This is a genomic window from Bacillus cereus group sp. MYBK15-3 (assembly GCF_051916765.1).
GTDB classification, from domain to species: domain Bacteria; phylum Bacillota; class Bacilli; order Bacillales; family Bacillaceae_G; genus Bacillus_A; species Bacillus_A cereus.
Genome location: NZ_JBQAHG010000003.1, coordinates 507,668 through 522,467, shown reverse-complemented (window position 1 = coordinate 522,467; position 14,800 = coordinate 507,668). Strand labels below are relative to the sequence as shown.

Sequence of the window (14,800 nt, the reverse complement as noted above, 5' to 3'; positions counted from 1 at the left end):
CTGTTCAACTAGATTTTTTCTAATATTTTTAGGAGCATCTTATTTCGCCTCGTCATATTTCACTAATTGAATTTAAAACACATCCGTATGCTATTTAGTAAAATTTACGATTCGAGACGTAATTATTGCAGTAATCAAGATAATACTAGCGGTTATCAAGCCAGATTCTCCAATCCAAATCTCAGTTTGATACCCTGTACTTGCACGTGTGAAAGGTCCTTGAATAATGGCATTCCAAGTAGCATGGATGATAACCGAAGGCCAAATGCTACCTGTGATAAGTCGTAAATAAGCTATAATATAACCGAATGGTACAATACAAAGATAAATACCAAGTACTGAAAGAACGACAGATGGTCCCGCTACATATAGACCAGCAATAACTATTGGAACATGCCACGTTGCCCAAATCAATCCACTAATAAGGATGGGCCGTGAAAACTCTGCATCGACTAGCCTTGTGAGCATATAACCTCGCCAACCCATTTCTTCTCCCAAAGCTGGGATTAAGCCAAGCAAACTTCCGAAAATGCCGCTCAATACTACTAGATAAATGAAGCTGAATGGTGCCGTTACATACTGAAGCCCAAGCATATTGTAGATCGGTTCTAAAATAAACATACCAACTTCGGGATACTGAAACCCCGCAATTCCGCTCAACCAGGCGATAGAATAAGTAATTCCACAAATAATCATAGGGATTAGCAGAGCAAAACCAATCCCTTTCCATATCTTTAAGTTACCGAGACTAAAAGATACATCTTTAAACCCTTCTTTCAGTATTATGCGAGTCAAAATAGAAGATAATGCTGGGGTAAACATATATACCACAATAAGTGGCATACTTTTCGTAATTATTACTACTACATTTAGGATAATTGAAGTAATGATTAAGATACTCAGAAAAAGTTGAAGTCCTATTTTAGCACGTTGGATTTTATCTTTATTGTGGAACGACTTTGCGTGTAATATCATTTTAATCCGCCCTTCCCCTATAATTCACTTGTTTATCGAATATACTTCTTGTCATTTCCACAGACACAACTTAGAATAAAAATATTTTTGTATACAAATTCATTCATCTTTAAAATCCCTCCCCAATTTATAATCTAGTCTTACTTACGGCTCATCAATGTAATTATTATTTATAAGTTGTCATAACCGATAGTACAAAAGTGTAATGATTAGTCTATGACCTGTGTCAATTAACCTTATGACACTATGTAACTAGAAAATATGATATGGAATAAATAACAATTGAATTAAGGCAATTGATTCGTGCAAGTACAATGAATCATTCTTGCTTTTACAAATAATTCAATTGAGGTGGAAAAAATGAATAAGAAAAAAATAATTGCAATGGTTAGTACAGCTCTATTAGTCACAGGAGGTGTAGAAGTAGGAAAGGCTCAAACAGTAGCAGTCGAAAATTCAGGTCAATCAATACAAAAAAATATAGTTAAATCCATACAATCACAGGCTTACCCATTAAAAACGATAGAGCCGTCAAAATCATTTGAGGATTTAAAACCACTTAAGAAAATGATTGGGAGCGCACAATATGTAGGATTAGGAGAGAATACTCATGGAAGCTCTGAAATTTTCACTATGAAGTTTCGCCTTGTGAAATATTTGGTTACTGAGATGGGTTTTACAAATTTCACAATGGAAGAAGATTGGGGAAACGGCTTAAAACTAAATGAATATATCCAAACAGGAAAAGGAAACCCTAGAGAATTTTTAAAATTGTTATATCCTACTGATGAAATTATAGCCATGATTGAGTGGATGAAAGATTATAATGCTGATCCATCCAATAAAAAAAAGATCCAATTTATTGGGCTCGACTTAAAAACGTTGGACCAAGGCAGCTTTAATAAAGTAATTGATTATGTAAGGGTGCATCGACCGGATTTGTTGGCAGAAGTAGAAGAAAATTATAAAGAATTATCGTCTTTTACTGAAAGTATACAGGAATATATGAAACTTACTCCTGAATTGAAAGAGAAGTTCAAAGCAAACGCTGAGAGGGTAGCTCGATTACTAAAAGATGAGAGTGAGCAAGCCAACACAGAAATAGTTTCACCTGAGTACATCTGGGTGAAAGCAACGGCAAGTGCAATAGAGAAATTTACCACAATGCTACTTCCTAACGACTATCCAAGTATGATAAAGCTACATGAGCAATACTTGGCCGATCATGCAATGTGGGCACAAGAGACATTTGGTGGTAAAACGATGGTATGGGGACACAATATTCATATAGCTAAAGGAATTATCGATGAGCAATTATATCCTGATGTTGCGGGGCAGTTTTTAAAGGAACGTTTAAACAATAATTATGTCACAATTGGTAGTACAACTACGGAGGGGAATTTCACCTTATATAGCGAATATAATCCTTCCACCGGAGGTAAGATTACAACAGACGCTATTCCACAAGATGTAAAAAGTTTCAATTACACTCTCGGAAAAGTGCCCTATAAAACGTTTTTATTGGATAACCGTCACCTTAAAGGACAAGCAGAGAAATGGGTTAAAGCAAAAAGACCATTACTAAGTATAGGAGGACAAATCATCCCCAACAGTTCGGTATACTTTGATACTTCATTGCTTGAGCAATTTGATATTATTTTTCATATTCGAAAAACAAGTCCATCTCATATTAAATAAAAGTACAAAACAATCCCGTTCTTGCAGATGTAAGAACGGGATTGTTTTGTGGGGATTAATAAAGTGAAACTTTAATCAGCAAGTTTTTGTTCATCCCCCACTTATTATTAGCCTTCACCAATCGTGCGTTTACCGGCAGCCCGCCCCCCACCTAACGCTGAATTTTGAGGCGGGGGTCTTACTGCCTGGCAAATAGCGGGATACAAGCATCTTTGTTAACTAGAAGTAAACTGCTCTCCCCCTTTTTAATATCATTTAGAACTGTCATATGACACTTTTACACTAGTGAGAATGACAAAAAAAGCAGTATGATTCGGTTATTACATAGATAGGAGCGATGAACTTTATGAAATCAAAATTCATCCAGAATGGTTATTTTTTATTGCTAACTTTCGTTACAGGATTATTTTATTTTTGTTTTTATCTAATAGCTCTGCTATTCAGTTTTACCCTTTCATTTACGGTAATTGGGATTCCACTAGTTATACGCGTACTACAGACTACGACACCTTTTATCCAATTCGAGCGCATACAGACGAAAATTTATACTGATATTTCGACCGACTCTTACGATAAAAGTATAAAAATGGCTACATCAAACTGGACTCAGGTGAAATTAGTGCTTACAGATCGTCGCACTTGGTCTGCTGTCTTTTGGTTAATGCAGAAATTTGTGATTGGCATTTTCAGTCTCATTAGTGCAATCATTTTTTATGTAATGCCACTTATGCTCCTGTTGGCACCACTACTGTATCGATACATCGATATGAATATTATATTCATACAGATAGATACTTTTGCCAAGTCACTCTTTGTAATGTTTATAGGTATAGTATTTACCGCCATAAGTATTAGGATAGTAGAAGGTTTGACAAAGAAAATTGGGGGCTATACACGTAGTATGATTCGGCAACTAAATCAATAAAAGTTTGCAGTCTGTGAGTAGTATCGTAGTTTTAAATTAAAAAGTATAATAAAGCAGGAAGGATTAAATTATAATATAGGAAGAAAATGGTAGGCTATTTAGGGGGTAAAGAACTTGTTAGATATGGTTAAGTATTGGTTTTGGTATGATTGGATTATGTTGGGGGTACGCCTACTTGCTAGTGTGTCTATCATTCTAGCTACATTAAATTTTCAGGATGGTTTAACATTACCACTTTGGAGTATTATTCTTTGGGAAATTATTGCCTTCTCTATTCCATGGGTAGCCTTACTATTCAATTATAAATATTATTTGTTCACAGAAATACTGCTGTATGGTGGACTATGTATATATTTAACCTCATTATTTCCAGGAGCTTACAACACATTTCTTATATCAGTGTTTCTAATTGCTGCGAATAGTAAGCATTTGTCCTATTATTGGACAGCTCCAATAACAGTTTTTATAACGACTGGAATTTTCTATGCGGTTGCGCCAAGTAATAGCTATTGGGTTATGGTCACCTATTATGGATTCGCATATGTAATGGGTTTCGCTTTTCATTTATTAATCGTCAATCATAAACAAAATGAATCAATTCGTAAACAAAACGCGGTACTTGAGCAATATATGTCTCAGATTGAACGCATCACACTGGCGGAAGAACGGAACAGACTGTCGAGTGAGCTTCATGATACAGTTGGTCACGCTTATACTTCTATTATTATGGGGATGGAAACGTTGCGCACCGAACTTGCTACTGAAATGGGTATACAGAGGCTAGATTCTCTGCTTGAAATGGGACGGAAAAGCATCGAGGACGTGAGAGGTTACCTACATCAAATGGATTCTCCGTGTCAATCGCCTTCCTTAATTCAATCTCTCCAAAATCTTGGAGCCGAATTTCAGGAGCACGCTCAGGTTAATGTAAGTTTTCGAGCATACGGAGAGGAATATGAATTGTCTCGGCAAGCAAAGATAGCGTTCATTCGTTGCTTACAAGAGTCCCTTACGAATGCAGTACGCCATGGTCAGGGAACTGAAATTATAGTTTCATTGCAGTTTGAACAACAATATACGAGATTAGAAATTCAAGATAATGGAAAAGGAAATGTAGAATGGCAGGAAGGCTTCGGTATGAATGCGATGAAAGAACGAGCAATGAACTTGCAAGGTCAATTGTCTGTATATACAAAGCCAGAGGAAGGAATGCTTGTTACTTGTACCATACCGCGACAAACTGAAATAAAAGATGGACTTATTCGTTTGTTAATTGTAGACGATCAGCCATTTGTCCGGGAAAGTTTGAGGACACTACTCGATAGATATGAAGATTTAAATGTAGTCGGTTTAGCTGAAGATGGCAATGAAGCCATCGATTTGTGTGGGCGCCTTCAACCCCATGTTATACTTATGGATTTAGATATGCAGCACATGGATGGAGTCGAAGCAACCAAAAAAATCAAGCAACAATGGCCACATATCCGCGTATTAATTTTCACAACGTTTCAGGATACCGAACAGGCGTTGGAATCACTTCGCAACGGTGCGGATGGCTTTTTACTTAAATCTATTGAAACGTTGGAGCTAGCTAATACGATCCGACTTATTCACAAAGGTGGAACACTGATTGATCAGGGAATGTCTCACAAAATATTTGAGAAGTTTGATGAGCAAAAAGAGACACCACAATCAACAGCAACCGCTTATGAGCTAACAGCTAGGGAGATAGAAATATTACAGCTAGTAGCAAAGGGACTTCGATACACTACCATAGCATCAAGGTTATATTTATCGAATGGTACGGTCAGAAATTATGCTTCTACAGCTTATACAAAGCTAGGAGTCTCTAACAAAGAAGAAGCTGTTCAAAAGGCTCTAGAAATTGGAGTTATTGAATAAAAAAGTGTTTTTTGTTTCTTTACAGCAAGATGAAATGTAGTTACAAGGTACAGTAAAGGATAAAGTGAAACTTTAATCAGCCCTCACCAATCTGGCTGCCCGTTAATGCGGGATAATCATGAAAATTCCCCTTTAAGAAAAAAATAAAAAATCAGACAGTATACTTGAATTGCTCTTCGCATGAGAATATACTAATAAAGCAGGCTATGACGTTCCTTCCTTCTAACTTCTTTGGCCAAATAGGGATGTTACTTTCCTGCTAAACACATAGGCTATGACAATTCTTCCTTCTTTGTAGAAATTTCAAATTGTTTTAGAGTTGTCAATTCCCTATGAAAAATAATTAGACTATAAAACCTCTTTCTTCTTTGGGATTGCATAAACTTTAGTTTATCAACCATTGATGTAGAGGTTTTCTTTTCTTAATTAACAAATTACCACTTAACAGCTAAATGTTATATCCCTAATTTTCCACTAAAAAATAGCTATGTACCCTCTGTGCATTTTTCTACAATTAGTGTGTTTATACATATAAAAATAAAAATCTACCACTGAAAGGAGGACAGTCAGACTATTCCCCTCTTTTATAAGGCGTGAATAGCTGGCGTTCTCATGAAAAATTCTATTTACATAAGAAGAAGTTTGAAAGTAATTATAAAAAGAGAAGAAAATAAACTACCGAACATTTATTTAGCCACTGTTTTAAAAAACTTGGAAAATTTAGGATTTACTTTTTCCGAGCCTTTAATAGAAGAGTTGCAAACACTTTCGGTTGATGCATTCACATCGTTTTACAAAGAGTTGGTAAAACATTTAAAAGAAATGGTTGGAGCACATATTCAGTTTACTCCTATGTATCCAAACTTTCCGCAACAAATGATGGATTTAAGTGACGCTGATTTATACATTAATGCCATTATTCATTATGTGACGTTGCGCCTACCTGTATCAAAAGTAGAAGAACGACTCCCTCTTTTAGATAGAGTTGATTTGAAAGTTATTGACTTAGGAAGTGAAGAAGATTTCAATCAAATGATTTCTCAATTGATTAGTGCAAACAGCTCTATTTCCTCAACTGATAAGACGGATGTAGAATGGGCTATTACACACACTGAAGATGTTTCCTGTTTTCTACCTAATGTAATTCCTCATAAGGAAAATATGTCTTTTATAATTGGGGTTTTATTAATAAACAGAAAAATATCAGCCGATGCTGCTGCAAAGTATTTTAAAACAGCAACTGATGTTCTTCGCCTTGCAGTTGCTTTATCTGAAGGCGATGTGAGTTTAGCATCCTCCGTCCGATTCAAAAAGTTTAACCGAGCAGAAAGACGCTTCCTTTTAGGATTGTTAGAGCAATGCGGAAACATTACCGAAGATATGCTTCGATACAAAAAACGTTGGATTCGTTTAGGTGAAATTCTTCATCCAGCAGAATATCATACTCGTTTCCCAAAAACCCACCGAGCATTTGAGACTCTTCGCAACAACATTAAAGTTGAAACATTTAATGGAAAAATAGAAGCAGCTTTGTTGAATCGTGATATCATGACAGCGAAAAATCTTTTAAAAACTCGCCCAGGGGAATTTGCCAGACGCTTGGATCATTTAATCCGTTTATGTAGTGATAAGTCAACAGATGTTTTCAATATTCTCGAAGATTTTCTAAGTATAATAGGAAACGTTTCTACTCCTGTATTACTTCAACTCACAGCTCATTTTAAGCATCGAAATGATAAAAATGAATTTCGTACCTTTTTTCCAAAGGGAAATGTAGCAAAAGCTATAGGTATCGAAAATACACTTCCATTTATCTCAGAGGATATTTGTTTAATGATTGTAAAAATGTGTGAAGATACTTTAAAAAATCGCTTCGCAGAACTTCCAAGTCTCGGAAAAGTATTTTTGGATGAACAGTTAAAAAATCACTTAGTTCCCTTCTCTCAACGTTCAGCCAGCAAAGCGCTTCGCACATTATCTCGAGGAAGTAAAGTAGATTTGCCAGAAGGAGATACGATTCGTTTTTTCCTATGGTGGAAAGAAGGCTATGTGAATGGACAACATACAGGACGCGTTGACATTGATTTATCTGCTGCAATGTACGACGAAGATTGGCAATACAAAGAACATGTATCCTTCACGAACTTACGTTCAAAAAATTTCAAAGCCTACCATAGCGGAGATATTACTTCTGCACCAAAGGGGGCATCTGAATTCATTGATTTCGATATTCCGTCTGTGCTGAAATATGGTGCACGCTATGTAGTCATGACTTTGCTTTCTTACACAGACCAACCGTATAAAGATTTACCAGAATGCTTTACTGGTTGGATGGTTCGTCAATATCCTGGTTCAGGTGAAACATTTGAACCTTCTACTGTTCAAGATAAAGTGGATATTACTGCCGACACCCAAATCTCTATTCCAGTTATTTTAGACTTAAAGGAACGAAAATTGATTTGGACAGATTTGTCTCTTACAAGAGATCTAACTTATGATAATACCATCGAGGCTAATCAAAAAGGTATGATACTAGTTGGAAAGGCTTTAACTAATTTAGTTAAACCGAATTTATATGACTTGTTCCGATTACATATTGAAGCTAGAGGTGAACTCGTTCAAGACATCGAAGAAGCAGAAAGCATTTTTTCTTTGGATAAAGGGATTACTCCTTTCGATATTGAAAAAATAATATCTGATTTTATAGCTGACTCAAAAGGCTAACTACATTACAAACATTGATAATGCGTGGAAAATATCGATGTATAATGTCTATGTGAAACAGGACCTGATAGATGCATATCAGGTCCTGTTTTTTATTTAGTAGATACTAAATAGTCCGGTTAATCACTATTCATCTAAATACACTATACTAATAAAGTGAAATTTATTCGAAAGAAGTTCATTAGTTAATATGTATCTAATTAAGAAACAGTCATATACCAGCCCAAACATCTTTTCCATATCGCCCTTCATCTTGCACACGATCCAACCAATTTCTTGCTTCTTGTTCACTGACTTCATGAATTTCTTGATATGCTTGACAAAGGGTATCTTCTACATCCGGAGCCATTTTACTTCCATCACCACATATATAAAGATGAGCTCCATTATCTAATAACGAAATTAAATTGATTCTATCTTGTTTTATTAAATGCTGTACATATGTTTTTGGATGTCCCTCTAGACGAGAAAAAGCTGTGTGTAAAGAGATTAATCCATCTCTTTCATCATTTTCTAGTTCTGTACGATAAAGATAATCTTTTTCAGGATGACGACAACCAAAATATAGATGTGCTTCTCCTAAGTTAATACCTTTTTGCTTTTGAACACGACGCGCTTGCAAGAATCCACGGAATGGTGCAATTCCAGTACCTGGCCCAACCATAATAATTGGTGTTTCTGGATCTTTAGGTAATTCAAAGTTTGATTGTGGCGTTCGAATGAAACAGATAATCTCATCTTTATTATGACGCTGAGCTAAGTAATTAGAAGCGACTCCTTCATATGTCCCTTCCCCACTCCATGCAGGCGCATTAACAACACCGACCGTAATGCTCAGACGATTCTGTGCAACGAGTGGAGAGCTTGAAATAGAATAGTAACGCGGTTTGAGCGCAGGAAGAAGTTCTAAAAAGCGTTCAAATCGGATTTCACAAGCCTCATACTTTTCAAGAAGGTCCAACATTGAAATCCGTTTCTTTAGTATTTGTTCATGGTAAACTCCTTCTTCTAATAATGCTTCCAATTCTTTTTTATGAGGAGGACATGCTGTGAATGTTACCATTTCTCGTATTTGTGCTCGAGTGGCTGCTTCTTGAACTTCAACACTATAACTAAGAAGGTCCAATAAACTAACAGGACTGTCTAAAGGTATGTGATTTATACTTCGTCCACTTGCACTCAGTATAACTTGATCCTTCCCATTTAATCCAAAACGTTTTAAAATTCGGTTGATATTTTTCTCGCTATTAACTGGCAACACTCCAAGGTGGTCTCCTTCTTTATATGTAGCGCCTTCTGGCAAGGATACCTCGATATGTCGTGTACTTCTATCACTACTGGATGATTGGAGTTCACGATTTTCTAGTATAGATGCATAAACTGCTTCATATGTTCGTGCAAGAGGAGATCCTCCAAGACGACTGACAAATTGCAAACTCAAAGTACTGCGCTCTTTTTCCATATTTTTGTTGAGCTCCAATCCAAATGCCTTCATTGCATCAGACCACATACTTTGTTTCCATTGCTCAAGCTGTTCCTCGAAATCACCACTTGCATCTGCTTCTCCGCGTTTAGAAAATCTTGTTGCTCCTTTTTGAGCCATCTGCTCATCAATGTATCTTGGAATCCGTTGATAGGTACTAGCCCAATTATGATCTCCACAACCAAAAACTGCGTATTGAACACCTTTTAGCTCATCCGGTTTTAGTTCCTCCAACCATTGCACAAACTGCCCTGCATTACTTGGTGGTTTTCCATTATAAGAAGAAGTCACAATAAGTACCGCTCCTTCTTTTGGCAAACTTCCAATTCGATCGTTAAGAGCTACCACTTCCGTTTGAACCCCTTCTAAACTAGCTGTATCCGCTAATTCTCTTGCAATACCTTCTGCTACCCCTGTATCCGAGCCATACAGAACAAGAAGTGAAAGATTATCGGCCCCAATAATAGAAGGTGTCTTCTGAACGTGCTGCTTAATTTCATCGTTTTTCAGCTTGTCCTCTGTAGGTGCAAGAGCAGTAGGATGGCTAATAGTTTGTTTTCGGGGTAGAATCCTAATCTTAAAATCACCGGGCTTTAGCGTTAATGTTTGTTTTACGTCCAGCTGATAGTTTTGATAATCAATTAATTCAAAATGTTGAAGAAGCATTCCCATTACAAGAGTGGCTTCATGAAGTGCAAATTGCATACCGATACATGCTCTCTGGCCATTTCCAAATGGCTTATAAGCATGATGAGGAACCTTATCCAGCTCTTCAAATCGTTCAGGTTGGAATTCTTCCACATTGTCTCCCCATGCATCTTTATCCCTATGTAGCTGTGGAATAAGAACAGAAATACGATCTTCTCCTTTCTTAATTGGGTATTTCCCGCCAATCACTGTATCTTCTTTTGCATAGAGACTGAATGCTGGAGCGGTAGGCCATAGACGCAGTGATTCATTTAAAATCATCCGTATATACTTCAGTTTCATAACTTGTTGGTATGTTGGAGTAGGATCTGTCAAAACACGGTCTACTTCTTCATAGGCTTTTTTCAATTTATCCGGATTCTTTAATAAAAAGTAAATTGCAAAAGATAACAATCCACTTGTTGTCTCATGCCCAGCTATTAAAAAAGTGATAATTTGGAAACGAATGTTTTCATCATCTAATTTTTCACCAGTTTCCGGATCTGACACATTTAACATACGGGAAAGTAAATCATTTTCTTCCTGATCTCCACTACTTTTACGTTCAGCAATAATATTATCTACTAAAGAAAACATAGATTGGATATCATGCTGAAATTGACGTTTCGTTCTCCACATAAGTTTGTCTTCTATATCCAGCCGCTGCAATTGGTGCATCGCCTCATCTAGAGCACGGGTCATGCTAGTAATAAAAGGATGAGGGGTCTCACGATAAAAGCTATTAAATCGGTAATTAAAACCACATAGACCAATTGTATCTAACGTAAGACGAGTCATATCCTCCGGAACATCCACGTTTTCATTCGGATTAAGCCGTGCCCATTTTTGAACGAGTTGTACAGCAATATCAACCATCATAGCATGGTAATCTTTCATTGCCCGTTGGCTAAATGTAGGCATCAAAATATTATGAGCTTTTTTCCAGTTAGGCTCGTGAGTCTCGCTTGTAAATAATCCGTCTCCAGCAAAGGCGCGAACTTTTGCTAAAGCACCCTCTATACTTTTATCGAACCGTGTTTCGTCACAGACTTCTGCTACCAGTTCATGTCCGGAAACGACAATAATGGTATCACTTAAAGTTTGAATTTGAAAAATGGGACCATACTCTTCCGCTATCTTGATAAAGGATAGGGTCGGTTTATCTTTATCGATTAATGGGAGATTACCCAGCGGTCCATATGTTTTCGGCTGAGGAATGGCAGATACTTTTTTTTCCATTTAAAACACCCTTTCAAAAAAGCATGAAATAACATATCCCATTTAATAAAGAGGAAATAGCAACTAATCGCCTGGGATAAAGATATGTAATTGATTACCTTATTTTATCTTTTCCCTAACTATTCATGATTATGATATTACGTATAAGCTTGGCAATTAGATTTCTAACTTGTAGAAAAATACTAAATTAAAATGAAGCGAATAAATATAGTTGGAGCCTTTTAATGTTGGTGTTAAAAGATAATCTAAACTTGTAATGTTTATGAGAAATTGCAAACGGATCTCATCTCTTGTATTTGTTTATAAAAACGATTATTTTGATTCATTTTCTTCTAAAACACCCCAAAAATAGAGAAGTTGACGAGCTTAAGATTGTAGTATTCGAAAAATCAGTAGTTTAGTTAAACCAATACGATAAGCAAGTATACCGTGTTACTAATGAAAGAGGACCTGATATGAACATCAGGTCCTCTTTTACTATATAATTATTTCCCTGCTTCTTTTAGTTCTTTTCCAGCTTTAAATACCGGCGCCTTAGCAGCAAAAAACTTGTAGGAATCATTATCAAGCGTTTTATTTTTCTCTACCGATTTAGCTTCTCGACAGCTTCCGCACTTGTATCTACACGTTTAACGAAAAAAACTAATAGTAGTGCAACAACATTCATGCCAAGCGCTACATAAAACGAATATTGAATTCCAGATAATAAAGCCTTCTGAGTTACTATTGCCTTCGTAGTTTCTGTAAAGGTTGTTGGATCTATATGAGACATTAAACTTTCAGCTTTTGTTTTTGTTACAGAGTTCATAATCGTAACAAGAATAGCAGTACCAATCGAACCGGACACTTGTTGAGCCGTATTATTAACAGCTGTACCGTGCGGGTTTAAGCGAGTTGGCAATTGATTAAGACCATTTGTCATAAGTGGCATCATAACCATCGCCATCCCAAACATCCGCAGTGTGTAGATAAGAATAATATGTGTGTGACTAGAGTCAATTTGCAGACTTGCCAACATATAAGTTGAAACAGCTGTAATGGAAAGCCCCACTATGCCAAGAATCCGAGGACCATATTTATCAAATAGTTTACCTGTAATTGGTGACATAATCCCCATTATAACCGCACCTGGAAGCATCATCAGCCCAGAGCTCAGCGGCGAAATACCACGGACGTTTTGTACATAAGCTGGTGTTAAAATCATACCCGAAAACATGGCCACCGCGTTGACAATTGCAATTACAGACGCAAGTGCAAACATTGGGTACTTGTAAACACGTAAATCCAATAACGGCTCATCCATTTTTAATTGACGAATAATGAAAGCAATTAGGGCAATAGCGCCTATGATTAAGGTTGTTAAGACAACTTTATTCGTCCAGCCATCGGAGCTTGCAGAACTGAATCCATATAACAAACCGCCAAAACCGACAGAAGATAATAGTAATGAGAGATAATCAAGTTTTGCATTTTTGTTTTGTTTCATGACATTCTCAGATTTCCAAATCCCTAACAGTAAGCTAATGATTGCTAACGGTAAAATCATTTCAAAAAGCAAACGCCAGTCATAATACTCTACAATATAACCTGATAGTGTCGGCCCAATTGCTGGAGCTGTAATCATAACTAGTCCAAAAATCCCCATTGCTGTTCCCCTTTTTTCTCTCGGAAAGCTTACTAGCATAATATTCATTAACAAAGGTCCCATAACTGAAGAGCCTGCCGCTTGAACCATCCGACCAGTAAGTAATAAACCAAAGTTAGGTGCTACAGCCGCTAAGGCAGTACCAAGAATAAAAATCACCATAGATGTAATAAATAGGCTCCTATTCGAGAAACGCGTTATTAAAAATGCTGAGGCCGGAATTAATATACCACTTACAAGCATATACCCTGTAGAAAGCCACTGGATCGTTGAATAATCTTGAATGTTTAAATCTTTCATTATTGATGGCAAGGCTACATTTAAAAGGGAGTTATTTAGAAATGAAACAAATGCCCCAATAAAAAGGATTACAAGCATTACATATGGTGGTTTTCTTTTATGTAATGTTTCACTCATATATTTAATTGCCCCTTCATTATAAATTTCATTGATTCGTTTAAATCGTTTACATATTTGCACAAGAAAATATTACCCTTGCAGTATTTTGCCAAACTCTTCGAATGGATATTCTCTTTTTAGCAATTCCACTTGCTCAACATACCATTTTAAAATCTTTTTGTTGATTAAACCTTTATAAAAATGTTTGTTAACGGAATTTAAATTAGGCTGAAATACACAAAATAAGCAACTGAAAATCCCCTTCTAAAATAAAGTGAAGCTTTAAATCAATGGGAATTTTACAGGCAGCGAGAAAAACCAAAAAGACCACGCACCCATTCCTTTAAATACAGGCTTGTAGATCTAGTTATGTAACCATCCATAAAAAGGAATATTACATAGGCTAAGTCTAACATTACATTTTTAAAGTGAGGAGAATAAGCGTATGGACCAATATTGGTATTTGAATTCACAGGGAAATGGGCAACAATATAATAACCAAATTTCATTATATTCACAGTCCGAAATAACTACATCTGAGGTAATGAATGATTTGAAGATTCCTGAAAATTGGAGTTACCGAGTCTATCCAGTTAGTTGGGATTCATCAGCCAATTATACGGGGTTCAATCCCCGCCCCCCTCTCTTCTCTTGGGGGCAGCCAATTAATTATGGAGGGATAATGCCCCAAGGTCATCCTGCTAATTGGACTCCATTACCAAGTCATGCAGGTTTTAATTTTCAAAAACCTCCCTTCCCCTGGGCGCAACCATTCAATCATACAGGGATGTTCGCACAAGGTCATCTTGCAGCTTTACTATCGCCGCCAGCCAAGCCTTTTCATTTCAATACCAATAACTCGGGTGTTTTTGGAAACTCTCCAGGATGGGGTGGTCCGTGGGCCCCAATGGGATGGGGAAATAACGGAGGTAACGGTCAGCTAGGAATGCTTGGAAACTTACTTACAGCAGGAAAAGGCACCATGAGTGGAATAGGAATGATCAGTAGTCTAATCGGGATGGGGAAGTTCTTCTTTTAGTTAATTAGAACAGGAGAATGTGGCTTTAGCTTTAATCAGCCACATTTAAGGACAGTAATCTCCCACCTAACTTCCTAGCATAGC

General features: G+C 36.7%; 8 protein-coding genes. 5 read left to right on the top strand and 3 right to left on the bottom strand.

All coding sequences use genetic code 11. From position 1 onward, the window contains the following. Positions 1 to 90: 90 nt before the first annotated feature. Positions 91 to 975, bottom strand: a complete 885-nt coding sequence (locus tag ACTFR8_RS16880) for a CPBP family intramembrane glutamic endopeptidase (protein ID WP_000600468.1) — start codon at positions 973 to 975, stop codon at positions 91 to 93. 360 nt (positions 976 to 1,335) lie between these two features. On the opposite strand from ACTFR8_RS16880, the gene ACTFR8_RS16875 reads away from it, so the two are divergent. The 4 genes from ACTFR8_RS16875 to ACTFR8_RS16860 all read left to right on the top strand — a co-directional run bounded on the left by ACTFR8_RS16875 (position 1,336) and on the right by ACTFR8_RS16860 (position 8,224). Continuing rightward, positions 1,336 to 2,673 (top strand): erythromycin esterase family protein, encoded by a 1,338-nt coding sequence (locus ACTFR8_RS16875; RefSeq protein WP_252209606.1) that lies wholly within the window; start codon positions 1,336 to 1,338, stop codon positions 2,671 to 2,673. A gap of 346 nt (positions 2,674 to 3,019) precedes the next feature. Next, entirely contained in the window at positions 3,020 to 3,598 is a 579-nt protein-coding gene (locus ACTFR8_RS16870) for a sensor domain-containing protein (RefSeq protein ID WP_025966688.1), read from the top strand. 114 nt (positions 3,599 to 3,712) lie between these two features. After that, positions 3,713 to 5,500 carry a helix-turn-helix transcriptional regulator gene (locus ACTFR8_RS16865; protein ID WP_252209607.1) on the top strand — a complete coding sequence of 596 codons (1,788 nt, stop codon included), beginning with the start codon at positions 3,713 to 3,715 and terminating at the stop codon, positions 5,498 to 5,500. A 612-nt stretch (positions 5,501 to 6,112) separates the two neighbouring features. Then, positions 6,113 to 8,224: a TerD family protein gene (locus ACTFR8_RS16860; RefSeq protein WP_252209608.1), complete on the top strand. Its 2,112-nt coding sequence runs from the start codon at positions 6,113 to 6,115 to the stop codon at positions 8,222 to 8,224. 211 nt (positions 8,225 to 8,435) lie between these two features. Here ACTFR8_RS16860 and cypD read toward each other — a convergent pair whose 3' ends face one another. Both cypD and ACTFR8_RS16850 read right to left on the bottom strand, forming a co-directional pair. After that, positions 8,436 to 11,633 (bottom strand): bifunctional P-450/NADPH--P450 reductase, encoded by a 3,198-nt coding sequence (cypD, locus tag ACTFR8_RS16855; protein WP_000412771.1) that lies wholly within the window; start codon positions 11,631 to 11,633, stop codon positions 8,436 to 8,438. 583 nt (positions 11,634 to 12,216) lie between these two features. Then, positions 12,217 to 13,695, bottom strand: a complete 1,479-nt coding sequence (locus tag ACTFR8_RS16850; protein WP_000005138.1) for a DHA2 family efflux MFS transporter permease subunit — start codon at positions 13,693 to 13,695, stop codon at positions 12,217 to 12,219. 427 nt (positions 13,696 to 14,122) lie between these two features. Between ACTFR8_RS16850 and ACTFR8_RS16845 the strand changes: the two genes are divergently transcribed. Then, positions 14,123 to 14,716, top strand: a complete 594-nt coding sequence (locus ACTFR8_RS16845) for a hypothetical protein (RefSeq protein ID WP_252209609.1) — start codon at positions 14,123 to 14,125, stop codon at positions 14,714 to 14,716. The last annotated feature ends 84 nt before the right edge of the window (positions 14,717 to 14,800 follow it).

Bases quoted from the DNA above. Each gene is read 5' to 3' on its own strand.
- ACTFR8_RS16880 (WP_000600468.1), bottom strand. From the start codon at position 975: ATGATATTACACGCAAAGTCGTTCCACAATAAAGATAAAATCCAACGT.
- ACTFR8_RS16875 (WP_252209606.1), top strand. From the start codon at position 1,336: ATGAATAAGAAAAAAATAATTGCAATGGTTAGTACAGCTCTATTAGTC.
- ACTFR8_RS16870 (WP_025966688.1), top strand. From the start codon at position 3,020: ATGAAATCAAAATTCATCCAGAATGGTTATTTTTTATTGCTAACTTTC.
- ACTFR8_RS16860 (WP_252209608.1), top strand. From the start codon at position 6,113: ATGAAAAATTCTATTTACATAAGAAGAAGTTTGAAAGTAATTATAAAA.
- cypD (WP_000412771.1), bottom strand. From the start codon at position 11,633: ATGGAAAAAAAAGTATCTGCCATTCCTCAGCCGAAAACATATGGACCG.
- ACTFR8_RS16850 (WP_000005138.1), bottom strand. From the start codon at position 13,695: ATGAGTGAAACATTACATAAAAGAAAACCACCATATGTAATGCTTGTA.
- ACTFR8_RS16845 (WP_252209609.1), top strand. From the start codon at position 14,123: ATGGACCAATATTGGTATTTGAATTCACAGGGAAATGGGCAACAATAT.